The organism is Burkholderia sp. PvR073 (assembly GCF_054055695.1).
The window spans coordinates 322,032-345,900 of sequence record NZ_JBSRXO010000008.1; the positions used below are offsets into that span (position 1 = coordinate 322,032).

General features: G+C 68.6%; 23 protein-coding genes. 8 read left to right on the top strand and 15 right to left on the bottom strand.

Annotation, left to right across the window (positions count from 1 at the left end; all coding sequences use genetic code 11):
- Positions 1-201: 201 nt before the first annotated feature.
- From ACVK00_RS23930 to ACVK00_RS23970, 9 genes are all read right to left on the bottom strand, one after another.
- Positions 202-1,029 carry a M55 family metallopeptidase gene (locus ACVK00_RS23930; protein ID WP_284893953.1) on the bottom strand — a complete coding sequence of 276 codons (828 nt, stop codon included), beginning with the start codon at positions 1,027-1,029 and terminating at the stop codon, positions 202-204.
- Positions 1,026-2,108 carry a DmpA family aminopeptidase gene (locus tag ACVK00_RS23935; protein WP_284893952.1) on the bottom strand — a complete coding sequence of 361 codons (1,083 nt, stop codon included), beginning with the start codon at positions 2,106-2,108 and terminating at the stop codon, positions 1,026-1,028. The genes ACVK00_RS23930 and ACVK00_RS23935 overlap by 4 nt, the downstream gene beginning before the upstream one ends.
- On the bottom strand, positions 2,108-3,001 hold the full coding sequence (gene gsiD, locus ACVK00_RS23940; protein WP_011658594.1) for a glutathione ABC transporter permease GsiD: 894 nt from the start codon (positions 2,999-3,001) through the stop codon (positions 2,108-2,110). The genes ACVK00_RS23935 and gsiD overlap by 1 nt, the downstream gene beginning before the upstream one ends.
- A gap of 7 nt (positions 3,002-3,008) precedes the next feature.
- Positions 3,009-3,929 carry a glutathione ABC transporter permease GsiC gene (gene gsiC / locus ACVK00_RS23945; RefSeq protein WP_006751203.1) on the bottom strand — a complete coding sequence of 307 codons (921 nt, stop codon included), beginning with the start codon at positions 3,927-3,929 and terminating at the stop codon, positions 3,009-3,011.
- 67 nt (positions 3,930-3,996) lie between these two features.
- Complete coding sequence (gsiB, locus tag ACVK00_RS23950; protein WP_228909719.1) at positions 3,997-5,559, bottom strand: glutathione ABC transporter substrate-binding protein GsiB; 1,563 nt, start codon at positions 5,557-5,559, stop codon at positions 3,997-3,999.
- A 129-nt stretch (positions 5,560-5,688) separates the two neighbouring features.
- Entirely contained in the window at positions 5,689-7,590 is a 1,902-nt protein-coding gene (locus ACVK00_RS23955) for a dipeptide ABC transporter ATP-binding protein (RefSeq protein ID WP_228909718.1), read from the bottom strand.
- Positions 7,591-7,617: 27 nt separating this feature from the next.
- A complete protein-coding gene (locus tag ACVK00_RS23960) occupies positions 7,618-8,616 on the bottom strand; it encodes an isoaspartyl peptidase/L-asparaginase family protein (protein ID WP_284893951.1) in 999 nt (332 codons plus the stop codon).
- Positions 8,613-9,563, bottom strand: a complete 951-nt coding sequence (locus ACVK00_RS23965) for a MurR/RpiR family transcriptional regulator (RefSeq protein WP_284893950.1) — start codon at positions 9,561-9,563, stop codon at positions 8,613-8,615. The genes ACVK00_RS23960 and ACVK00_RS23965 overlap by 4 nt, the downstream gene beginning before the upstream one ends.
- A complete protein-coding gene (locus ACVK00_RS23970) occupies positions 9,560-9,826 on the bottom strand; it encodes a hypothetical protein (RefSeq protein ID WP_284893949.1) in 267 nt (88 codons plus the stop codon). The genes ACVK00_RS23965 and ACVK00_RS23970 overlap by 4 nt, the downstream gene beginning before the upstream one ends.
- A 183-nt stretch (positions 9,827-10,009) precedes the next feature.
- Between ACVK00_RS23970 and ACVK00_RS23975 the strand changes: the two genes are divergently transcribed.
- The 4 genes from ACVK00_RS23975 to ACVK00_RS23990 all read left to right on the top strand — a co-directional run bounded on the left by ACVK00_RS23975 (position 10,010) and on the right by ACVK00_RS23990 (position 15,713).
- The gene (locus ACVK00_RS23975; RefSeq protein ID WP_165752936.1) at positions 10,010-11,281 is read left to right on the top strand and encodes an MFS transporter; all 1,272 of its coding nucleotides are present in this window, start codon (positions 10,010-10,012) and stop codon (positions 11,279-11,281) included.
- A gap of 27 nt (positions 11,282-11,308) precedes the next feature.
- A complete protein-coding gene (locus ACVK00_RS23980) occupies positions 11,309-13,729 on the top strand; it encodes a glycoside hydrolase family 31 protein (protein WP_284893948.1) in 2,421 nt (806 codons plus the stop codon).
- A gap of 119 nt (positions 13,730-13,848) precedes the next feature.
- A complete protein-coding gene (locus ACVK00_RS23985) occupies positions 13,849-15,036 on the top strand; it encodes a porin (RefSeq protein ID WP_228909713.1) in 1,188 nt (395 codons plus the stop codon).
- 365 nt (positions 15,037-15,401) lie between these two features.
- A complete protein-coding gene (locus ACVK00_RS23990) occupies positions 15,402-15,713 on the top strand; it encodes a hypothetical protein (protein WP_284893947.1) in 312 nt (103 codons plus the stop codon).
- Positions 15,714-15,799: 86 nt separating this feature from the next.
- On the opposite strand, the gene ACVK00_RS23995 is transcribed toward ACVK00_RS23990, so the two are convergent.
- Complete coding sequence (locus ACVK00_RS23995; protein WP_284893946.1) at positions 15,800-16,648, bottom strand: class I SAM-dependent methyltransferase; 849 nt, start codon at positions 16,646-16,648, stop codon at positions 15,800-15,802.
- A gap of 180 nt (positions 16,649-16,828) precedes the next feature.
- On the opposite strand from ACVK00_RS23995, the gene ACVK00_RS24000 reads away from it, so the two are divergent.
- The gene (locus tag ACVK00_RS24000) at positions 16,829-18,292 is read left to right on the top strand and encodes a metallophosphoesterase family protein (RefSeq protein WP_284893945.1); all 1,464 of its coding nucleotides are present in this window, start codon (positions 16,829-16,831) and stop codon (positions 18,290-18,292) included.
- On the opposite strand, the gene ACVK00_RS24005 is transcribed toward ACVK00_RS24000, so the two are convergent.
- Positions 18,282-18,533 carry a hypothetical protein gene (locus ACVK00_RS24005; protein WP_284893944.1) on the bottom strand — a complete coding sequence of 84 codons (252 nt, stop codon included), beginning with the start codon at positions 18,531-18,533 and terminating at the stop codon, positions 18,282-18,284. The genes ACVK00_RS24000 and ACVK00_RS24005 overlap by 11 nt on opposite strands.
- 22 nt (positions 18,534-18,555) lie before the next feature.
- On the opposite strand from ACVK00_RS24005, the gene ACVK00_RS24010 reads away from it, so the two are divergent.
- Positions 18,556-19,902, top strand: coding sequence for a cytochrome-c peroxidase (locus ACVK00_RS24010; protein WP_354123298.1), 1,347 nt, complete (start codon positions 18,556-18,558; stop codon positions 19,900-19,902).
- 96 nt (positions 19,903-19,998) lie between these two features.
- Positions 19,999-20,274: a hypothetical protein gene (locus tag ACVK00_RS24015; protein WP_105788335.1), complete on the top strand. Its 276-nt coding sequence runs from the start codon at positions 19,999-20,001 to the stop codon at positions 20,272-20,274.
- Positions 20,275-20,418: 144 nt separating this feature from the next.
- Here ACVK00_RS24015 and ACVK00_RS24020 read toward each other — a convergent pair whose 3' ends face one another.
- Positions 20,419-21,912 (bottom strand): aminotransferase class I/II-fold pyridoxal phosphate-dependent enzyme, encoded by a 1,494-nt coding sequence (locus ACVK00_RS24020; RefSeq protein ID WP_435521247.1) that lies wholly within the window; start codon positions 21,910-21,912, stop codon positions 20,419-20,421.
- Between the two features lie 194 nt (positions 21,913-22,106).
- On the opposite strand from ACVK00_RS24020, the gene ACVK00_RS24025 reads away from it, so the two are divergent.
- Positions 22,107-22,457 (top strand): hypothetical protein, encoded by a 351-nt coding sequence (locus ACVK00_RS24025; protein ID WP_229050869.1) that lies wholly within the window; start codon positions 22,107-22,109, stop codon positions 22,455-22,457.
- Between the two features lie 125 nt (positions 22,458-22,582).
- Here ACVK00_RS24025 and ACVK00_RS24030 read toward each other — a convergent pair whose 3' ends face one another.
- From ACVK00_RS24030 to ACVK00_RS24040, 3 genes are read right to left on the bottom strand one after another with little or no spacing between them, the layout of a single operon-like run.
- Positions 22,583-23,005 (bottom strand): DUF6691 family protein, encoded by a 423-nt coding sequence (locus tag ACVK00_RS24030; RefSeq protein WP_284893941.1) that lies wholly within the window; start codon positions 23,003-23,005, stop codon positions 22,583-22,585.
- Between the two features lies 1 nt (position 23,006).
- Positions 23,007-23,441, bottom strand: a complete 435-nt coding sequence (locus ACVK00_RS24035) for a YeeE/YedE family protein (protein ID WP_105832686.1) — start codon at positions 23,439-23,441, stop codon at positions 23,007-23,009.
- Positions 23,431-23,781 carry an ArsR/SmtB family transcription factor gene (locus ACVK00_RS24040; protein ID WP_228909674.1) on the bottom strand — a complete coding sequence of 117 codons (351 nt, stop codon included), beginning with the start codon at positions 23,779-23,781 and terminating at the stop codon, positions 23,431-23,433. Before ACVK00_RS24040 ends, ACVK00_RS24035 begins: the two co-directional genes overlap by 11 nt.
- Positions 23,782-23,869 lie beyond the last annotated feature (88 nt).

Here is a 23,869-nt window from a genome sequence, read left to right on the forward strand (position 1 = left end):
GCGACCGGACGGCCGCACGACCCGCCGGCCCAATCGGCCGGATTGCGACTTCATCGGAGCGGAGATGCCCACTACGTTTCATCGTGTGGAGGACAGCCCCCACCCGGTTGCCCTGGTCGCCGCGACGGAAGCGCTCCTGCTCGAAACGCCCACCGGGCCTGCGCGACGCGCCGCGCGTGGGCGGCATCCGGTCGGCGCGCATCACCGCAGCATGAACGACATGGCCGACAGGCTGTTCAGCGTGCGCACCACGTGCTCGACCGACGGCCCGTCGAAGCGCAACGTCACCGCATCGACCCGCTCGAGCGTCGGCAGCATGCCGAACAGATCGGCGAGCGCGGCCGTCTGCACGCGCAGCGTGCAAGCGGCCGGCGCAGGCCGATGCGCGGTCGCGCGCCAGCCGGACGACAGCGCATGCGCGACCGTTTCGCGTGCGGCGGTCGCGATGCGTGCGCAGGACGCGGCCGGCGTGAGCGTGTCGCCGCTCGATGCGCCGCGGGCCGTCTTGACCGTCTCGAAACGCGCGTCCGGAAACAGCGGCCGGGTTTCCTCCGCGAACACGTCGTCGCCCGACGCCAGCGCGACGTGCGCGCCGTATTCGCGCGCCAGCGCGCCGTACAGCCCGGCTTCGCCGAGTTCGACGCCGTTCAGCCACACCTGCGTGAACGCAAAGCTGTTGATCGTGTGCGCGAGCACGCCGCGCGTCTGCGATTTCGCGTGAAAGCCGATCATGAACACGAGATCGGGCTGCTGTTCGACGCCAGCCATCATCCCGAGCGTACGCGGCTTGCCGAGCACGACGCGCGCACGCGCATCGAGCCCGTCGGGCAGCAGATTGCGAAAGCCGCCATGCGAGTCGTTGACCCAGACGGCCTGCGCGCCGCCCGCGAATGCACCTTCGATCGCCGCGTTCGCCTCGGCGGTCATCCAGCGGCGCGCACGTTCGTACTCCGGATTACCGGCCCGCGTCTGTTCGACGGCGAACACACCGGCGACGCCTTCGATGTCGGTCGAGATCAGGATTTTCATGACGGAATATGACGTCCTTCGTAGTCGTCGTTGAACAGGCGCTCGAGATCGGGCACCGCGTCGCGCAGCGATTGCCGCACGTGGCCATCGCGCCCGACCACGGTCACGGCCTGCAGCAGCGCGTCGGCGATCGCATGCTCGACGCTTTCGGCCGCGGCCATGAACAGCGGATCGAGCGCCGCATCGGCGACGAGGGCCGGCAGCGCGACGCGCGACGCGTCGTGCGCGATCGTGTATGCGGTGGAAAATGCGAGCGCGATATCGCCGCTGCCGTGCCCGTAGACCGAACCGGTACGGGCCAGGCCCACACCCGCACGGCGTGCGAGCCGCGACAGTTGCCGTGCGTCGAGCGGCGCATCGGTCGCGAGCAGCAGGATGATCGAGCCTTGCTCGGGCGCCGCCGCCTGCGCGGCCGCGGCGGCGCGCCGCTGCGCGACGATGCGCCCGAGCGGCACGCCGCCGAGCGTCAGCATCGGCAGCCGACCGAAATTCGCGAGCACGAGCGCGCCGACCGTATACGGCCGGCCGGCCGCGACCGCCACGCGCGACGCGGAGCCGATGCCGCCCTTCAGGTCGAAACACGACATCCCGCGCCCGGCGCCCACCGCGCCGCGCGCGAAGTCGCGCGCCGCCGTGCGGCACGCGTCGTCGTAATGCGCGGCCGTCACCGCGAACGCCTGGATATCGTTCAGATAGCCGTCGTTGCACTCGAACACGAGCGGATTGACGGTCGACCAGTCGCGGCCGATTTGCGGATTGTTCGCGATCGCCGCGCGGATCTGCGCCTGCGCGATCGCGCCGACGCCGAACGTGTTGGTCAGCGCGATCGGCGTATCGAGCGTGCCGAGTTCGTCGACCTGCACGAGCCCGACGCTCTTGCCGAAGCCGTTGATCACGGCCGCGCCGGCCGGCACCTTGCTGCGGTACAGGTCGCCCGGGTGCGGCTTCACGACGGTGACGCCCGTTTGCACGTCGCCGGCATCGAGCGTCGCATGGCCGACCGTCACGCCCGGCACGTCGGCGATCGTGCCGCGCGGCCCGGCCGGCAGTGTCGCGGCCCACATCGGCACTGCGCGCATCAGCGGCGCTCCAGCTTCGGATCGAGTGCGTCGCGCAGCCCGTCGCCGAGCAGGTTGAACGCGAGCACGGTCAGGAAGATCGCCAGGCTCGGGAAGATCGCGACGTGCGGTGCGCTCACCATGTCCGCGCGCGCCTCGTTGAGCATCGCGCCCCACTCCGGCGTCGGCGGCTGCGCGCCGAGCCCGAGGAACGACAGGCTGGCGGCCGTGATGATCGACGTGCCGATCCGCATCGTGAAGTAGACGACGACGGACGACACGGTGCCCGGCAGGATATGCCGCATGATGATCGTCCAGTCGGACGCGCCGATGCTGCGCGCGGCTTCCACGTAGGTCATGTGCTTGAGCATCAGCGTGTTGCCGCGTACGAGCCGCGCGAACGCCGGAATGCTGAAGATCGCGACCGCGCAGATCACGTTGATCATCCCGTTGCCGAGGATCGCGACCACGCCGATCGCGAGCAGGATCCCCGGGAACGCGAACAGCACGTCGGCCACGCGCATCGTGATGCGGTCCCACCAGCCTTCGTAGTAGCCGGCGAGCAGCCCGAAGAACGTGCCGATGAGCGCGCCGAGCGCGACCGAGAAGAAGCCGGCCGCGAGCGAGATGCGCGTGCCGGTGATGATCCGGCTGAAGATGTCGCGGCCGAGCGAGTCGACGCCGAACCAGTGCACGGCCGACGGCCCCGCGTTCAGCGCGTCGTAGTCGAAATAGTTTTCCGGATCGAACGGCGCGATGTGCGGGCCGACGAACGCCAGCACGACGAGCGCGAGCACGAAACCGCCCGCGACGAGCGCGACGGTCTGCTTGCGGAACTTCCGCCAGAATTCGTGCCACGGCGTGCGGACCGCGTTCGATGCGGCCGGCGCCGCGGGCTGGACAGTCGCGTTCATGCGCGCCTCACTTGAACCGGATGGTCGGGTTGATGACCGCGTACAAGACGTCGACGGTCAGGTTGATCAGGATGAATTCCAGCGAGAACAGCAGCACGATCGCCTGGATCACCGGGTAGTCGCGCATCGTCACCGCGTCGACCAGCAGGCGCCCGAGCCCCGGCCAGTTGAACACGGCCTCGACGACGATCGAGCCGCCGAGCAGGAAGCCGAACTGCAGCCCCATCATCGTGACGACCGGGATCATCGCGTTGCGCAGGCAGTGCTTGAGCACGACCATCGGCTCGTGCACGCCCTTCGCGCGCGCGGTGCGCACGAAGTCCTCGTTGAGCACCTCGACGAACGACGCGCGCGTGAAGCGCGCCATCACGGCCGCCACCGCCGCGCCGAGCGTCAGCGACGGCAGCACGTAGCTTTTCCACGTGCCGTCCGGCACGACCGGCAGCCAGCCGAGCTTCACCGAGAAGATTTCCATCAGCAGCATGCCGAGCGCGAACGCCGGAAACGAGATACCCGACACCGCGATCGTCATCCCGAGGCGGTCGGGCCAGCGGTTGCGCCACACCGCCGACGCGATCCCGATCGCCATTCCGAACGCCGTCGCCCACACCATGCTGACGAGCGTCAGCAGCAGCGTCGGCATGAAGCGCTCGCCGATCTCGGTCGACACCGGCCGCTTGCTGCGCGTCGATGTGCCGAAATCGCCGTGCGCGATCTTCACGAAGAAGTTCGCGAACTGCGCGGGCAGCGGCCGGTCGAGGCCGAGATCGGTGCGCACCAGCGCGACCGTCGCGTCGTCGGCTTCGGGGCCCGCCGCGAGCCGCGCCGGGTCGCCCGGCAGCAGGTGCACGAACAGGAACACCAGCACCGCGACGATCGCGAGCGTGGGCAGCAGGCCGAACAGGCGTTTGACGAGAAAATTCAGCATGGGGCACCGATCGAATCAGCGCGCCGGCAGCTTATGCCGCCGGCACTGCGCAGCGGACGAACCGCCGTCATTTCACCGAGATTTCGTCGAAGTTGAACGAACCGTCCGGCATCACGTACATGCCGTGCAGGCGCTTGTTGCGCGCATAAACGATCTTCTCCTGCACCAGGAAAATCCACGGCGCGTCGGCCCACACCTGCTTCTGCGCGTCGGCGTACAGGGCGGCCTTCTTCGCACGGTCGGTGGTCTCGAGCGCCTTCGCGAGATCGTCGTCGACCGCACCGTTCTTGTAGTACGCGGTGTTGTAGAGCTTCGGCGGCGCCGACGTGGACCCGAGCAGCGGCGACAGCGCCCAGTTCGCCTCGCCCGTCGAGGCCGACCAGCCGCTGTAGTACATCCGCACCGGCGCCGTCGCCGGATCCTGCGCGCTCTCGACCTTCGCGACCCGCTCGCCGGCTTCCAGCGCCTGTACCTGCACCTTCACGCCGACCTGTGCGAGCTGCTGCTGCACGAACTGGATCAGCTTCTGCGCCGTCGAATGGTTGTACGCGGACCAGAGCGTCGATTCGAAGCCGTTCGGATAGCCGGCCTCCTTCAGCAGCGCGCGCGCCTTCGCCGGATCGTACGGCCACGGCCCGAGCTTGGTCGCGTATTCGACGCCGACCGGTGCGACGCCCGTCTGCGGGGTCGCATAGCCGGCGAACACGACCTTCGCGAGCGCTTCCTTGTTGACCGCGTAGTTCAGCGCCTCACGCACCTTCGGATTGTCGAACGGCTTCTTCTGCGTGTTCAGCGAGATGTAGCGCTGGATGATCGACGGCCGCTCGATCAGCTCGACCTTCGGGTTGCTCTTCAGGTCGGCGGCCTGCTCGAACGGAATCGTGAACGCGAAATCCGCCTCGCCGGTCTTGAGCAGCGCGGCGCGCGTGTTGTTGTCGACCACCGGCTTCCAGTCGATCGAATCGACCTTCGGATAACCCTTCTTCCAGTAACCGGCAAACTTCTTCACCTTCATGTCGTCGGTCTGCTTCCATTCGACGAACTCGAACGGGCCCGTGCCGACCGGATGCAGCGACACGTCGCGCCCCCACTTCTTCAGCGCGGCCGGCGAAATCATCACCGCCGACGGGTGCGCGAGCGTGTTGATGAACGCGGAGAACGGCTCGCGCAGCGTGAACTTCACCGTCATCGGATCGACGACCTCGGTCTTCTCGATCACGCGGAACAGCCCGTAACGCTTCAGCTTGTTCGCCGGATCGGTCACGCGGTCGAAGTTCGCCTTCACCGCGGCGGCGTTGAAGTCAGTGCCGTCCTGGAACTTCACGCCGTCGCGCAGCTTGACCGTATAGGTCTTCGCATCGGGCGACGCCTGGTAGCCCGTCGCGAGCACGTTGACGAGCTTCATGTCCTTGTCGAAGCCGAACAGCCCTTCGTAGAACGACTTGACGACCGCTTGCGACACCGTGTCGTTCGCGTCGTACGGGTCCATCGTCGTGAACGTCGAGTACACGGCGACCACGACGTTCTGTTGCGCGAACGCGGGTGCCGCGACCGACAGCGCGAGCGCGCCTGCCCCCGCAGCGAAGAGCGCGCGCGGACGGAACACCGGGAACGAATGCGGCTTGTTCATTTTGTCTGGCTCCTGTGGATGATTCGGTAACGCGTGGTGGAAATCGCGGCGTGACTGCATCCGCTCGGGAAAATGACGCCGTTGCCTGGCACGTGCGCAGCTGCGGTCCATATGCGCCTCGCCGTGCAATCAGTACGCGCCGCCGACGCGATGCGTCGCGACGAAATGATCGGGGCCGACCGCGACGAGCGGCGCGACCGTCGGCTCGTCGCCGATCGCGCGGATCGGGCTCGGAATCTCGTCCGCCGCAAGCTGGCGCGGCGCATGCCGGCGCGCGGGGTCGGCCACCGGCACCGCGCTCATCAACTTCCTCGTATAGGGATGCTGCGGCGCCTCGAACACCGCGCGGCGCGGGCCGATCTCGACGATCTGGCCGAGGTACATCACCGCGACGCGATGGCTGATGCGCTCGACCACCGCCATGTCGTGCGAAATGAACAGATACGCGACGCCGAGCTCACGCTGCAGGTCGAGCATCAGGTTGACGATCTGCGCCTGCACCGACACGTCGAGCGCGGACACCGATTCATCGGCGATCACGACCTTCGGGTTCAGCGCGAGCGCGCGTGCGATGGCGATCCGCTGACGCTGGCCGCCCGAGAATTCGTGCGGATAGCGGCGCGCGGCCTCCGGCGGCAGGCCGACCTTGTCGAGCAGCCAGTCGACGCGCGCCTGCGCTTCACGGCCGCTCGCGACACCGTGCACGAGCAGCGGCTCCATGATCGAGAAGCCGACCGTCAGGCGCGGGTTCAGCGACGCGAACGGATCCTGGAAGATGAACTGGATGTTCCGGCGCAGCGCCTGCAGGTCCGCGCCCTTCATCGCGCTGATGTCGCGGCCGTCGAATTCGATCGAGCCGCTCTGCGATTCGACGAGGCGCAGCAGCGAGCGGCCGGTGGTCGACTTGCCGCAGCCCGATTCGCCGACGAGCGCGAGCGTCTCGCCCGCGCGCAGCTCGAAGCTCACGCGCTCGACCGCGTGCACGTACTGCGACACGCGGCTGAACACGCCGCTCTTCACCGGAAACCGCGTGACGAGATCGCGCACGCGCAGAATCGGCGGCGCGGCCGGATCGACCGCCGGCTGCGCGTCGGCGGCGTCGTGCGCGGCGGACGCCGGCGCGGCCGCGCCCGTCGCGTCCACCTTCAGCAGCGGGAATTTCTCGGGGATATCGGTGCCCTGCATCGAGCCGAGCCGCGGCACGGCCGCGAGCAGCGCACGCGTGTAGCGATGCGCGGGCGTCGCGAAAATGCGCTCGGACTCGCCCTCCTCGACCTTCTCGCCCCGATACATCACGAGCACGCGGTCGGCCACTTCGGCGACCACGCCCATGTCGTGCGTGATGAAGATCACGCCCATGTTCATTTCGTCCTGCAGGCCGCGAATCAGCTGCAGGATCTGCGCCTGGATCGTCACGTCGAGCGCGGTCGTCGGCTCATCGGCGATCAAAAGCGCGGGCCGGCACGACAGCGCCATCGCGATCATCACGCGCTGCCGCATCCCGCCGGACAACTGGTGCGGATACCGCGCGAACACGCGGCGCGCCTCCGGGATGCGCACGAGATCGAGCAGCCGCAACGCTTCCGCGCGCGCTTCGGTCGCGCTTTTCGACTGGTGCAGCGCGATCGCCTCGCTGATCTGGTCGCCGACCGTAAACACCGGGTTCAGCGACGTCATCGGTTCCTGGAAGATCATCGCGATGTCCGCGCCGCGGATCCCGCGCATCGTCGCCGCGCTCGCCTGAGCGAGGTCGACGAGCGCGCCGCCGCGACGCCGCAACGCGATCCGGCCGCTCGTGATCTCGCCGCCGCCGTGCTCGACGAGCCGCATCAGCGCGAGCGACGTGACCGACTTGCCGGAGCCCGATTCGCCGACGATCGCGAGCGTCTCGCCGCGGTCGACGTGAAACGATACGTTGCGCACCGCATCGAACGTCGCGGCGCCGCGACGGAACATGACAGACAGGTCATCGACGGCGACGACGCGCTGATCCGGTAGCACCAGCGCGGACGGGGTTCGGCTCGAAGTCATGCGAAAGTCTCCTGGTGCGATCCGGAATCAGGCCGCATCGTCGCGATAGATGCCGACCACGGGCGTCTCGCCGACGCGCGCATAGCCGCGATACATCCCTTCCGTATTAAACGGCATCGCGACGTTGCCCTGCGCATCGACCGCGATGATCCCGCCGCGCCCGGCCAGGCGCGGCAGCTTGTTCATCACGGCGTCGTGCGCGGCGTCGGCAAGCGATGCGCCGCGATACGCCATCTGCGCGGCCACGTCGTGCGCGGTCGCAAGCCGGATGAACATCTCGCCGGTGCCCGTCGCGGATACCGCGCAGGTCGCGTCGTCCGCGTAGCAGCCGGCGCCGATGATCGGCGAATCGCCGACGCGTCCGGGCTGCTTGTTCGTGATGCCGCCGGTCGACGTCGCCGCCGCGACATGCCCGTTGAGGTCGCACGCCACTGCACCGACCGTGCCGTGCTTACGATCGGGATCGAGCGGCTCGGCCGGCTCAGCCGGTTGTCCCGCACCGAACGCGAAGCTCGCGGCGTCATGATCGAGCATCGTGCCGGCCGCCGCCGCGCGTGCCTTGACCCACTGCGCATGGCGCGCTTCGGTGTCGAAGTAGCCGGGCTCGGCGAGTTCGAGACCCTGCTCGGCCGCGAACGCGTCGGCGCCCGCGCCGGCGAACAGCACGTGCTCGCTCGCCTCCATCACGCGCCGCGCGGCGAGCACCGGATTGCGCACGCGCGTCGCGCTGCAGACCGCGCCGGCCGCGAGCGTCGCGCCGTCCATCACCGCCGCGTCGAGTTCGTGCTTGCCTTCGGCCGTATAGACGGCGCCGCGCCCGGCGTTGAAGAGCGGACAGTCCTCGAGCATCCGGACGGCGACGGTGACGGCGTCGAGCGCGCCGCCGCCGTCGGCGAGCACCTGTTGCGCGGCCTGCAGGATCGCGGTGAGCTCGGCGCGGTACCGGTGTTCGGTGTCGGTATCCATCGCATCGCGCAGGATCGTGCCTGCTCCGCCATGAATCGCGATGATCGCGGGTGAAGTCATGATTTTTTCGGACCGGAGGAAGAAGGGTTGGCGGCCGGCATCGCCGCTTGCGGCTGGCTCAGCCACGGCAACAGGAATTCGGTCATTTCGGCGGCGGACTTCGCGGAGCGGTGCGTGCGCAGCGCGACCGCATCGATCAGCGCCTCGATCATCGTCAGCACGGCCGCTTCCGACGTGGCCGCGAAACGCCGTTCGGCCTTCACGTACAGGTTCAGCGACGCGACCGGCGCGAGCGGCGAACCGGGCCCGTCGGAAATACCGAGCACGCGTGCGCCACGCGCGGCCGCGCGGCGGGCAAGCTCGATCGTGTCCTTCACGTAGCGCGGAAACGCGAGCGCGATCACGAGATCGCGCGAGTCGGCCGTATACAAGCGCCGCGCCGCATGCGAAGGGCCGCCGAGCAGCGCGAGCGACTGCACGTTGTCGTGACACACCGACAATCCGTGCTCCATCAAGCCCGTCAGAAACGCGCTCGAACCGGCGCCGAGGATCAGCACGCGCCGCGCGCCGACGATCGCCTCGACGGCCGCCTCGACGTCGGTCGCATCCAGCTGCGCACGCGTGTTCTCGATATTCTCGATGGCCTGGTCGAATACCGCATCGATCCATGCGGCGCCGCGAACGCCCTGCTCCTGTTCCTGCTCCTGCGCGGACCGCAGCCGCTCGACGGGGCCGAGCGTCGCCTCGAAGCCGCGCACGAGCGCCGCACGCATCGCCGGATAGCCGTCGAAGCCGAGCGCCTTCGCGAAGCGGTTCGCGGTCGCGATCGATGCATTGACTGCCTGCGCGAGCTCGTCGATCCGCATCGTCGCCGCGCGAAAGGGATTCGCGAGCACGAACTCGCCCATCCGGCGGTGGATCGGCGTCATCCGCGGCATGGCCGACGCGATGCGCTCCGCGATCGCGGATTCATCCTGGCTGGCATCGTGCGGAGCGAGAGGCGTCATGCGAATGGTTTTGCAAGGTAGATGAAAATCAATTTACACAATCCGTTGTCCGGAAAAAAATAAATTTTCATCAGGGTTGTCATGCCCTCGTCGCGCCTGTCTGGTTGGTGAGTCGTGCGATCGGCGCTCGGTCCCGTCGCGCGGGCGTTCGGCACGCGGTCGTGCGCATCGTGACGGACGCCGTATCCACATGCCTCTCGGGAAAACCCCGAGCACGTTCGTTCGAATGCAGATTCACGTTGACCGGATTCGAATTCGAACATAGGATGTTCGAAAATGATCAGTCGTCAGATAACGTAACTTTCGATTCCCGCTGAATGTTCGAGTGAACACGGCATTTCGCCAAGGAATCAGGCGATTCGACGTCCGCCAAGATCTGACATCGTATGAATAAGACTGAGCAAGGCGCCCCAGCCGGGCGGGCTTGCATGGATCAGGAGACAGCAGTGAAGACAGTCAAGGCGTTGCGCTGGTGGATCATCGTGCTGGTTTGTCTGGGCACGATCCTCAACTATCTCGCACGAAATTCCCTCGCGGTGCTCGCACCGGAACTGAAGCACGTGTTCGCGATCTCGACGCAGCAGTACTCGTACATCGTCGGCGCGTTCCAGATCGGCTACACGATCATGCAGCCGGTGTGCGGATTCATCGTCGACCTGATCGGGCTGCGGCTCGGGTTCGCGCTGTTCGCGATGCTGTGGTCGGTGGTCGGCGTCGCGCACGGCTTCGCGTCGGGCTGGCTGTCGCTCGGCATCCTGCGCGGCCTGCTCGGGCTGTTCGAGGCCGCGGCGATTCCGTCGGGGATGAAGGCCGTCGCCGAATGGTTTCCCGATCGCGAGAAATCCGTCGCGGTCGGCTACTTCAACGCGGGCACGTCGCTCGGCGCCGCGATCGCGCCGCCCCTCGTCGTGTTCCTGTCGATGCGGTTCGGCTGGCAATCCGCGTTCATGGTCACCGGCGCGCTCGGCTTCGCGTGGGCCGTGCTCTGGTACACGCAGTACCGGTCGCCGGCCGATCATCCGCGCCTCACGTCGCAGGAGCGCACGCTGATCCGCGACGGCCAGGCCACGATGCCGGCCGTGTCGAAGCGCCGGATTCGCGACGTCGTCACCGCGCGCCGCTTCTGGGCGATCGCGCTGCCGCGCTTCTTCGCGGAACCCGCGTGGCAGACCTTCAGCTTCTGGATTCCGCTGTATCTCGCGACCGAACGCCACATGGCGCTCACGGAGATCGCCATCTTCGCGTGGATGCCGTTCCTCGCCGCAGACCTCGGCGGCATCGCCGGCGGCTACCTGTCGCCCTACCTCGCGAAACGGTTCAGTCTGCCGCTCGTGTGGTCGCGGGTCGCGGGCGTAGCGCTCGGCGCGGTGCTGATGCTCGGGCCGGCGACGATCGGGCTCGTGTCGTCGCCGTACACGGCCATTGCGCTGTTCTGCGTCGGCGGCTTCGCGCACCAGATGATCTCCGCGCTCGTCAACACGCTGTCGGCCGATGTGTTCGATTCCGAGGAAGTCGGCACCGCCAGCGGCTTCGCGGGAATGGCCGCGTGGATCGGCGGGCTCGGCTTCTCGCTGCTGGTCGGCGCGCTCGCCGACAAGATCGGCTACGCACCGCTGTTCGCGTGCCTCGGCCTGTTCGACATCATCGGCGTCACGCTGCTCGCGGTGCTGATCCGCGGGCAGTCGAAGCAGGAACGCCTGCTCGCGCAGCATGCCTGACATCCGTTCTCACCAGGAATCGCCTTCATGACTTCGCTTCTTCATCCGCCCGTGTTCCGCGTCGCCGACCGCCAGGCGAACCGCGTGCTGCTCGCGTCCGACGCGGGCGCGACCCTCGAGATCTTCGTGCTCGAGGACGACATCGTGCGCGTGCGCGTCCTGCCCGACGCGACGGCACGCAATCCGCGCACGTGGACGATCGCTCCGGGCCTCGACGACGTGCCGCTCGACGGGCGCGACCGTCTCGACCTGAGCGGCTTCGCGCTGCCGGCCTACGACTTCGTCGAAGACGACAGCGACGTGCGCATCGAGACCGCGCAGGTCCGACTCGCCGTGCGCCGGCAAGGCGGCCATTGCACGTGGTCGATGCGCGGCGCGGACGGCGCGTGGCGCGTCGTGCTCGCCGACCGCGCGACGCAGGCGTACAACTTCGGCTGGTGGGACGACCGCGCCTACCACTACGTCGCACGCGAGCGCGACGACAAGGTGTTCGGTCTCGGCGAACGCGCGGGCGAGCTCGACCGCACCGGCGCACGCTTCGAGATGCGCAACATCGACGCGATGGGCTACAGCGCGAAGCACACGGATCCGCTGTACAAGCACATCCCGTTCTACGTCACGTGGTCGCCCGACGCATGCCAGGGCTTCGGGCTGTTCTACGACACGCTGTCGGATTGCACGTTCGACATGGGTCGCGAGCTCGACAACTACCACGGGCTGTACCGCTACTTCGTCGCCGAGCACGGCGATCTCGACTACTACTTCATCGCGTCGCCCGACACGCCGCTCACGGCCGCGCGGCGCTTCACGTGGCTCACCGGGCGCCCGGCGCGCACGCCGAAATGGGGGCTCGGCTATTCGGGCTCGACGATGAGCTACACCGATGCGCCGGACGCGCAGCGGCAGATGAACCAGTTCGTCGAGCAGTGCGACGCGCACGACATCCTGTGCGACTCGTTCCACCTGTCGTCGGGCTATACGTCGATCGGCGCGAAGCGCTACGTGTTCAACTGGAACCGCGAGAAGTTTCCCGACGCGAAGGGTTTCGTGAAGCACTACCGCGATCACGGCATCCGGCTGTGCGCGAACATCAAGCCGTGCCTGCTGCGCGATCATCCCGCGTTCGACGACGCCGCGCGGCGCGGGCTGCTGATCCGCTCGGCGTCCGGCGAACCGGCGTGGGTGCAGTTCTGGGACGAAGTCGGTGCGTATATCGACTTCACACAGCCGGACGCCTACCGCTGGTGGCGCGAGCAGGTCACGTCGGCGCTGCTCGACTACGGGATCGAGTCGACGTGGAACGACAACAACGAATACGAGATCTGGTCGCCCGACGCGATCGCGCACGGCTTCGGCCAGCCGTTCCCCGCGCGCGAGGCGAAGGTGCTCCAGACGATGCTGATGATGCGTGCGTCGCGCGACGCGCAGCGCGCGCATGCGCCGGCGCAGCGGCCGTTCCTCGTGTCGCGCTCGGGCGGCGCAGGCATGCAGCGCTATGTGCAGACCTGGTCCGGCGACAACTACACGTCGTGGGAAACGCTGCGCTACAACCTGAAGATGGGCCTCGGGCTCGCGTTGTCCGGCGTGTCGAACATCGGTCACGACATCGGCGGCTTCTCCGGTCCCGCGCCGTCGCCCGAGTTGCTGTTGCGCTGGGTGCAGTTCGGCATCTTCATGCCGCGCTTCAGCATCCATTCGTGGAATGACGACGGCACCGTCAACGAACCGTGGATGTATCCCGAGATCACCGCGCAGATCGCGTCGCTGATCAAGCAGCGCTACCGGCTGCTGCCCTATCTCTACCACCTGCTGTGGCTGTCGACCACGCGCTACGAGCCCGTGCTGCGGCCGACCTTCGGCGATTTCCCCGGCGACCCGCGCTGCTACGACGAATGCGACGACATGATGCTCGGCGACGCGCTGCTGGTGGCGCCGGTCGTCGACGCGGGCCGCACGGAGCGCACGGTCTACCTGCCGTCCGGCGCACGCTGGATGTGCTGTGCGAGCGCGCAGTCGTTCGACGGCGGCGCGAGCGTGACGCTGCCCGCGCCGCTCGACACGCCGGTGATGCTGTTGCGCGAAGGCCGCGTGCTGCCGCTGAACGTCGCCGCGCAGCGGTTCGGCGCACGCGCCGACACGCGTGGCTTCATTGTCGCGCCGCGCATCGAGGATGGTGTTGCGTACGGCGAATGCGTCGAGGACGACGGCGAAACGGAAGCGTGGCGCGACGGCGAATACGGGCTGTGGCGCATCGAGACCGGACGCGAGGCATCGGGTGAACTCGGCGTGTCGGTCCGCTGGGAAGGCCGCATGCGCCGCCCCGCCGAGCGCGTCGAGATCCTGCTGCCGGTGTCACTGCAAGGCGCGCTTGCGGTGCGCGGTGCGCGCGTCGAGCACGATGCGCGCGACGGCGCGTGGCGTCGCATCGTCGTGGCGCTCGTCGACTGATCGCGCAAGGCTGCGCGAACTCGAAACCCTGATCGGGCGGGCCGTACCCGCGGCCCGCCACCCACCAAAGAGGAGGCCACCCAGCCTCCCGCCCCGTTGAAGAGACTTGGAGATCGACGATGAATGCACCGCATCACCGTTTTGCAATCCTTATTTTGTCGGCTGCGTCGTTCGGTGCTGGCGCGGCCCATGCGCAGAGCAGCGTGACGCTGTACGGCGTGGTCGACGATTCGATCGCGTACGTGAACAACCAGCAAGGCCACTCGAACGTGTACATGCGCGACGGCAACCTGTATGCGTCGAAGTTCGGGCTGCGCGGCGACGAGGATCTCGGCGGCGGCACGCATGCGATCTTCGATCTGCAATCCGGCTTCAACCTGAACACCGGCGCGCAAGCGGCCGCCGGCACGATCTTCAACCGCCAGGCCTACGTCGGGCTGCGCAACGACCATTACGGCACGGTGACGGCCGGCCGCCAGTACACGCCGTACTTCCTGCTGGTCGGACCGTACGCGTCGAGCAGCTGGCTGACCGGCGCGACCGGCGCGCATCCGGGCGATATCGACGGCCTCGACACGACGATCCGCGTGAACAACTCGGTTACCTATACGTCGCCGACCCTTTCCGGGCTGACCGCGAGCGCGATGTACGCGTTCGGCGGCATCGCCGGCGCGACCGGCAAGGGCAACACGTTCAGCGCGGCGCTCCGCTATGCGAACGGGCCGGTCGGAATCGCGGCCGGCTACCTGCGCATCAACAGCTCGGGTTCGTCGGCCGGCTTCCTGAATCCGGCAACCGCGGCGTCGGGCAGCTTCGCGGTGTCCGTGCTGAACCAGGGCTACCTGAGCGCGAAGGCCGTCGAGCAGGTCGCAGCGGCCGGCAACTACACGCTCGGCAACCTGACGATGGGCCTCAACTACTCGAACGTGAAGTACCTGCCCGGCAACGGCTCCGCGTTCACGGATACCGCCGTGTTCAATACCTACGGCGCGCTCGCCGCGTACCGCTTCACGCCGACCTTCTCGGTGGCCGGCGCGTTCGCGTACACGCTCGCGTCGAAGGCGAACGGCGTATCTGGCGCGGCCCGCTACCAGCAGTATTCGCTGAAGGAGTCGTACAGCCTGTCGAAGCGCACGACGCTCTATGCGCTGCAGGCATATACGCATGCGAGCGGGCAGACGCTCGGCGCGCAAGGCGCCGGCCATATCGTCGACGCGGCGCCGATCGTCGGCGATTCGCAACAGCTCACGCCGTCGACGACACACGGCCAGTTCGTCGGCATGGCCGGGATCGCCGTGACGTTCTGAACCCTCGCGGCGGTGCATCGCCGCTTGTGGCCCGGACAATGCGCATGCCGGTGCGTCGTCCGGGTGTTCGCCTGCCGCGCAGCCCGTGCGGTTTTCGCATTCGCCCCGATCACTTACAATCCGTCAGATTGATCCCTGCACGACCCTTCGTGCAGCCCTGACACCGCGCTACACTCGACGCACGCCGTACCAGGGTCCGGCGCGCGACACGCGCGGCCGGACGGCGTCGCGCTTCGTTGCGCCCACAACTGGATGCCAGCCATGCCGGAATCCCACCTCCCGACACCTGCCCCGCTCAAGCCAAAGGTCGGCCACGCCGCGCTCGCTCCGTCACGCCCGTGCGCGACGATCGACGGAGCCGCGCGATGAGCGGCCTCGTGCACGATCGCACCGGCGACCTCGTCGCACTCGCGACGCTCGCGCTGCTTTACTTTGGCGGCGTCGGTCTCGCGTTGTGGCGGATTCGCACCGCCGCGCCGCGCGGCAAGCTCTACTGGATCGCCTGCATCGTACTGCTGGCCGGCGGCGCCATCGCGATGACCGCGAACCTGTCACCGATACCGAACAGCGGCGAGATGCCGCCGGGTTTCGCGCTCGGCGTCGAGGCGGTGCTGCTCGGGCTCGCGCTCGTCGCGGCCGGCTGCGCATGGCTGATGTTGCGCGCAAGGCGCGGCTGACACCTGCCGTTGCACGGCCCGGCTTTGTCACGGGTGAACGGCAACGCGCGTGCCCAACGTCGGCCCGCCGCCCTTCTTCTGAAGCGTCATGCGGACGGCGCCCGTGCCGTGACGAGCCAGCACGCCGCGTCGAAGCGCACGTCCGCGCCCTGCACGTAGCGCTCGAACGCGGCGCGAACCGTATCGATCACCCGTCGACGCGTCGCGTCATCCACCTGCCGAAGCGCGAGCCCGACCGGCCCCAGTCGCGCGACGTAGTCGTCCAGCGCGGGCGCCGGCAACGCACACGCGACGTCGATCGGCTCGATCGCGATATCGGCCCAGCCGCTGTCCGACAACACCGACGCGATCCGCTGCCGGTCGCCGAACGCGAATTGTCCCGGCGCACCCGGCTGCCGCGCCGGCAGGTTCGGCAGCAATGGCGCCGCGACCCGCTCGGCCGTCGTCATGAACGGATTGTCGGCGGCGCCGCGCCATGCGACGAATCGCAGTTGCGCGTTCGCGCGCGCCGCATGGCGCAGGTTCGCGAAGGCGCGCACCGGATCGTCGAAGAACATCACGCCGAAGCGCGACACGATCAGGTCGAACTGATCCGGCGCGAACGCATGCGTCTGCGCATCCGCAGGCACGAAGCTGGCGCCCAGGCCATCGCGCTCGGCGCGTGCCTGTGCGGCGGCGATCATCCGCGCCGAGATGTCGACACCCGTACAGTGCGCATGCGCGCCCAGCCGCCGTGCCATCGCGAGCGTCACCGCGCCGGTGCCGCAGCCGACGTCGAGCACGCGGCGTGCGGACGCCGCCACCGCCGCATCCGCGAGCAGTGTCTCGAACGGCTCGAACATCCGGTCGAGCGAGCGCTGCGCGTCGACCCACGCAAGCCCCGACGGGCCGTTCCACAGCGCAGACTGCGCTTCGTTTGCCCGGTTGTCTTCCATCGCCGATTCTCCTTTTGTCCGCGTCGTTGACCGTGATGCACACTATGCTGCTTCAAGCCGGCTTGAGGTCAAGCCCGCGACCGCGGCACCACTCGCGCGCCGGGCGCTTGTGGCACCCCGCGTTTCATATTTCTTACATTCGCGTTGCGTATCGTTGACGGCTTTCCTACGGTGCCTCCCATGCGACGACTCCTCTCTCGCGCACTGTTCGTGCGTTGCGCTCCGCTTGTTGCCCTCGCGGCGCTGTCCGCGTGTTCGAATCACATCGATACGCCCGCCGACCCGGCCAGTGCCGCGATCAACGTGCAGGCCGCCTGGGTCGAGATCGGCGATGCGAACCAGGCGATCGCGCGCGTGATCACGAACTACAGCCCGGCTTCCGCGAGCGATCCGCTGTGTCCGCAACTGTCCGTCGACGGCAAGCTGTCGCGCATGACGCTGCGCGCCGGTGCCGCGACCGTCGCGCAGCGGCCGACCGCCAGCGACCCGGCCGACTCGAAACCGTCGAGCTTCCCGGTGTCGGTCTGCGAAACGACGCTGCCGGCCGATGCGCAGACGGCCAGCGTCGCGGGCCGCGCGCTGCCGCTGCCGAAAGCGCAGCCGCAGCGCATCGCGATCATCGCCGACACCGGCTGCCGGATGAAGAAGGCCGACAACGCATGGCAGGCGTGCAACGACGCGACGGTCTGGCCGTTCGACACGATCGCGGCGAGCGTCGCGAAGCTGTCGCCGGATCTCGTGCTGCATGTTGGCGACTATCACTATCGCGAGAACGCGTGCCCGCCCGACATCGCCGGCTGCAAGGACAGCCCGTGGGGCTATGGCTGGGATACGTGGCAGGCCGACCTGTTCCGTCCGGCCGCGCCGCTGTTCGCGAAGGCGCCGTGGGTGGTCGTGCGCGGCAACCACGAGGAATGCGCGCGGGCCGGCCAGGGCTGGTACCGCTTCCTCGATCCGCGCCCGTATTCGGCGGCCCGTTCGTGCGACGATCCGGCCAACGACAACGACGCGAACTACTCGGATCCCTATGCGGTGTCGCTCGGCGGCGGGACGCAGGTGATCGTGTTCGACACCGCGAAGGTCGGCCGCAATCCGCTGAAGACGACCGACGCGCAATTCCGGATCTACCAGAAGCAGTTCCAGACGGTCGCGTCGCTCGCGTCGAAGGCCGGCATCACGACGACGATCTTCACGAACCACCATCCGATCCTCGCGTTCGCGCCGATCGCCGGCAGCACGCCGGCGCCGGGCAACCTCGCGCTGCAGTCGGTGATGTCGAGCCTGAACGCGCAGGCGTACTACCCGCCCGGCGTCCACGTCGCGCTGCACGGGCACGTGCACGACTTCCAGGCGATCAACTTCTCGTCCGGACATCCGGCGACGATCGTGTCCGGCAACGGCGGCGACAACCTCGACGTCGCGCTGCCCGACCCGTTCCCGGCCGGCCTGACGCCCGCACCGGGCGCCGTGATCGAGCGGCTGTCGCACAACAACACTTTCGGCTTCCTGATCATGGAGCGGCGTGCGGCGCCTGCGACGGGCTGGGTGTTCCGTGCGTATTCGGCGGCGGGCAAGCTGCTCGCGTCGTGCGACCAGTCGGGCACGACGCTCGCCTGCGACAAGACGGGGTTCATCACGCCGTGACCGACGAAGTTCTATTGCATGACGGTTTGACGGGTTTGACAGATTCGGGCGGCCGCCGGCGACGGATGGCCGGATCGCCGAAGCGGCCGGTTTCGTCGGCCGCCTGTGCCGCGCGTTCGGTTTGCGCTTCGGTGTCGGTGGCCGGCAGCGCCGGGCGTTCGGCTTCCGCTTCGGTTTCGTCGGCCGCCTGCGCCGTGCGTTCGGTTTGCGCTTCGGTGTCAGTGGCCGGCAGCGGCCGCACGGTACGCCTACTTGCTGCCGCCGTGCTCGCCGGCGCGGCGCTCGCGGCCCATGCCGCGCCGTCCGAAACGGTCCTGCTCCCCGGCGCCCCACCGTCGCGCGTCGTCGACACGATCGGCAACGGCACGCCGCAGGTGACCGGCAAGGTCGACGCGGCGACCGCCCGCTTCGCGCCCGACCCGACGCTCGTCGCGCTCGGCCGCCGGATCTTCTTCGATCCGCGGCTATCCGAGCCGCGCGGCATGTCGTGCGCGGGCTGCCACGATCCGGGGCGTGCATTCGCGCCGACGCTGTCGGCCGCTTCGCTCGCGGGGCCCGGCGTGCCGGAAGGCAGCCGCCACGGACGTTTCAGCCAGCGCAATGCGCCGTCGCTGCTCTACGTACGCTACGTGCCGCGCCGACACTTCTACCAGGACGACGATGCGCCCGCGCCGTCGCCATTCGGCGGGCTCTTCAGCGACGGCCACGCCGACACGCTCGCCGAACAGATCCGCGGGCCGCTGTTCGATCCGAACGAGATGAACAATCGGTCGCCGGCCGCGCTGCTGCGCAAGGTCGACGGCACCGAACTGGCGGGCGATCTGGCCGCGCGCTTCGGCGCGTCGGTGCGGCGCGATCCCGAGCAGCTGGTGCGCGCGCTGGGGTCGGCCGTCGAGGCCTATCTGCAGAGCGACGACATGGCGCCGTTCACGTCGCGCTTCGACGCATTCCTGCGCACCCGCAAGCCGCTCGCGCCGGCCGAGATGCGCGGGCTGGCGCTGTTCCGCAATCCCGACAAGGGCAACTGCATGAGCTGCCACACGCTGTCGGAGACGTCGAGCCGGCCGGAGCGCTCGCTCTTCACCGATTTCGGCTACGACGCGATCGCCGTGCCGCGCAATCGCGCGCTGCCCGCGAACCGCGATCCGCGCCATTTCGACAACGGCCTGTGCGACACGGCCACGCGGCTGCGCTGGCCCGAGCCGACGCAATGGTGCGGCTACCTGCGCACGCCGGGGCTGCGCAACGTCGCGATCAAGCAGACGTTCATGCACAACGGCGTGTTCACGACGCTGCGCGATGCGGTTGCGTTCTACAACACGCGCTCGACCGACCCCGGCTACTGGTATCACGGCGCCAGAACGTTCGACGACGTGCCGGCCGCCTATCGCGGCAACATCAACGTCAATTCGACGCCGATGAACCGCCGTCCGGGCACGCCGCCCGCGCTGACCGACGCGGAAATCGACGAGATCGTCGCGTTCCTCGGCACGCTGACCGACGCGCGCTACGCGAATCTCGCCCCGGCCGTCCCGCCCGCCGCGCCCGCGGCGCCTGCCGCCCGGACCACCGGATCCCCGGCCGCCCGCCTCGCCGCGCCGGCGCACTGACCCTGGCCGAACGGCCAGGCGCATGCGCGCCGCTTGCGGCCGCCTCATATACTGGTTATATTTACAGTACTGTATTTATGAACAGTGAGGTGCGCGATGGAACATCTGGTCCGTATCGTCAACGACACCGATCGCCAAGTGCTGGCATGGCTGCGTGCGCAGGTCGGCGACGCCCGCGTCGAGCGCGCGGCGCGCCAGCTTGGGGCAACGCGCAAGCCCTTTCCGTCCGCGGTCTGCCGATACCTCGGCATGAGCGCGCCGGCCACGCTGCGCCAGGCGGAACGGCCGCGTGCCGCGCGCGACTTCTCGGTCGGTGATCGCTACCTGTCGCTGATCCGTCAGCACCTCGCCGCGCATACGGTCGGCCGATGAAATCGCCGAAATCGTATCGTCGGCGCGTGATGGCGCGGCGGCCGGCCGCGGTGAGCGCTGCGTGCCGGATCGGCCGGCCCGTGCCGCCGTCACGACAGCCGAGCCCGGTCGCCGGCATCCCGGCCCGGCCGACAGCCGGCCCGCTTACGCCGCGGCCGCCGCGTCGTGTATCAGTTGGCCGAGCGTTTCGATGGCCGCTTCGTGAGCCGAGTCGAATACCCGCATACACGCAAGCCGGATATAGGCATCGAAGCGGTCGGAATTCGAGAAGATCGAGCCGGGCGCGATCCGTACTCCCCGTGCCAGCGCCGCATCGAACAATGCTTCGGAACGCACGCCGTCCGGCAGCGCGATCCACAGCAGCATGCCGCCCGGCGGCCGGTTCATCCGCGTGCCGGCCGGAAAATGACGCGCGATCGCATCGATCGTCACGTCGCGCTGCACGCGAAGCTGTTCGCGAAACCGGTGCAGGTGGCGATCGAACGCGCCCGAGCCGACGAATTCGGCCGCGACGGCCTGCAGCAACGCGGCGTTGTGCCGGCTGTGCGCGAACTTGAGCATCTTCACGCGCGCGTGCCAGCGGCCCGCACTCATCCAGCCGAGCCGCATCCCGGGCGCCAGCACCTTGTTGAGCGACGGGCAGTAGATCACCGTGCCGTCGCGGTCCCATGCCTTCACGGGCTTCACCGCGTGCGGCGCTTCGACGAGTTCGCGATACGGCTCGTCCTCGATCACGGCCACGCCGCGGCGCGAGCACAGCGCGACCAGCGCGGCCTTGCGCTCGTCGGGCATCACGCTGCCGAGCGGGTTCTGCAGGTTCGGCACGACGACCACGGCCCGAATGTCCGGGTACGCGGTCAGCGCCACGTCGAGCGCTTCGATCGATAGCCCGGTCGTCGGGCTGGCCGGAATCTCGAGCGCACGCAGGCCGAGGCTTTCGAGCAGCTGGATCAAGCCGAAAAAGGCCGGTGATTCAATCGCGATCGTGTCGCCGGGTCGCGCCACCGCGCGCAGCGCGAGATTGACCGCATCGACGCCACCGCTCGTCGACATCACGTCGTCCGGCGACACGGTCACGCCGTACGACAGCGCACGCTTGGCCATCGTCTGGCGGAATTCGGGCGAACCACCCACCGGCCCCGCGTCGGTCAACAGCGTCGGCTTGCGCCGCAGGAGCCGGATCGCCAGCGCCTGCAAGCGCTCGGCCGGATACAGCGTCGCCAGCGCGGACGCGCCGCCAAGATTCAACGCATCGGGCGTCGCGTTCGCGCGATCGATCACGCGCGACACGCGTTCGTGCAGCCCCGCGAACGGCGGCTCGACGCTCAGCGGCGGCCCATCGCATTCCGGCAGCGTGTCGAGCGCGGCCGCCGCGCGCCGCCGCACGAAGTAGCCCGAGCGCGGCCTTGCTTCGCACCAGCCCGTATCCTCGAGCCGCCGGAACGCCTGGATCGCGGTCGACAGGCTCACGCCGTGCTGCGCCATGAATCCGCGCACCGACGGCATCCGGTCGCCGGGCGACAGCGTGCCGGCCGCGATGATGCGGCGGTAATGCTCGGCGAGCCGTTCGTACAGCGGCTCGCCGGCCATCGGCAAAGGCGTGCGGGGCGACTCGGTGGTGGATGTCATGCGGGTCATCGTGCCCGCGCACCCTGGCGCACGCCAGATACAGATTCGGGGAAAACCCACCGATACAGCGGGCCAAATTCGCCGCCTGCACCGTAACAGATTCCCGTCCCCTGAATCTGTCCGGCCCGCGCGCGTTTCCCTAACCTGATTGCACGCTGTCGCCCCGCCGTCGCGGGGCTGCACAACCGGGAAAGGGACTCGCCATGCGAACACAAGACATCCGGCTCGACGCCGGGCAAAGCCACTTTGCGTGGTTCGACAAGGGCAGCCAGGTCATCGTGCTCGACGGCGCGCTCGCGGTCACGTTGCGCCACGGCGGGCTCGACTGGCTGCCTGATGCGCCGCAATACGTCCGCCGGGTGCTCGACGAAGGCGAATGCCTGACGATTGAAGCGGCCGGTCACGCGACGTTGACGGCCAGCGGTGCCGCGCCGGTCGACGCGACCCTTGCGGAACCCGCGGCCCGGGCCGGGGCGTTCGCCGCGTGGCGCGCGTGGCTGCACCGGGTGGCCGCGTGGCCATTCGGCGGGCAGCATGTGCGCGAACAGCCCTGACGCGATGGCTCGCGCTGCCGCCGGTATCGTCATGCAACCACCGTATCGCCTCGTCCGGCGGCGAGCGTGATCTCGTCCAGCGCCCTCGCCGCGCCGGACCGATTCAGCCGGGCCGAGATCGCCGGCTACCGCACCTTCCGCGCACGCTCGATCCATTCGAACAATGCCATCCCGACCAGCATCGCGCCGACGAACGCGATGCCCTTGACCGACCCCAGACCGATCGACACGAGCGCCGGCCCCGGGCAGAACCCCGCAAGCCCCCAGCCGATGCCGAACACGACACTCCCGGCGACGAGCCGGACGGTGATCGTCCGGGCAGCCGGCCACTGGATCGGCAGCCCGAGCCACGACCGCGTGCGGCGCTTCGCCCAGGCGAACGCGAACACGGCGACGCCGATCGCGCCGGCCATCACGAACGCGAGCGACGGATCCCAACGGCCGGCCAGGTCGAGAAAACCGAGCACCTTCCGCGGGTTGGCCATCCCCGACACGATGAGGCCGACGCTGAACAACAGCCCCGCCAGAAACGCGAATCCTGCCTGCATGTCAGCCTCCGAGCACGTGCCGGCGCACGAATACGGTCGCGAAGCCGGCGACCATGAACACCGCCGTCGCGACGATCGAGCGCGTCGCGCCGCGCGACAACCCGCAGACCCCGTGACCGCTCGTGCATCCGCCCGCATAGCGCGTGCCGATCCCGACCAGCAGGCCGGCCGCCAGCAACTCGCCCCAGCCTGCATCGACCTGCGGCGTCACGGCGGCACCGGCGATGCGCATCATCAGCGGCGCGGCGATCAGCCCGGCGACGAATGCCGCACGCCAGTCGCGCTCCGCGGCACCGGCCGTGAACAGGCCGCCGACGATGCCGCTGATCCCGGCGATCCGTCCGTTGAACGCGACGAGCCATGCGGCCGCCAGCCCGATCAGCACGCCGCCGGCAAGCGACAGCCAGGGCGTGAAATGAAGCGCATCAAGCTGCATCGCGCTTCCCCTTCGCGGCCGGGCCGCAGAACTGTTCGTACAACACGCCCATCACCGCGATCGCGGCCGGGCTGTCGAGCGAATAGTGGATGTTCTTGCCTTCGCGGCGCGTGCGGACGAGCGCGTTGTCCCGCAACACGCCGAGCTGCTGCGACAGCGTCGGCTGGCGAATATCCAGCCGCGCCTCGAGATCGCTCACGCAGCGTTCGCCCTGCGACAGTTCGCACAGCAGCAGCAACCGGTCTGGATTGGACAGCACCTTGAGCAGCGCGCACGCCGATTCGGCGGCCGCGCGCATCTGGTCGGGCTCGGGCAGCCCGGCGGAAGGATCGGTGTTCATGGGAGCGGTGGCACATGATTAACGAATCAATATTATATCAAATTATATATTTTTGATTCGCACCATCGCCCGACGCCTTCCCTCAGAA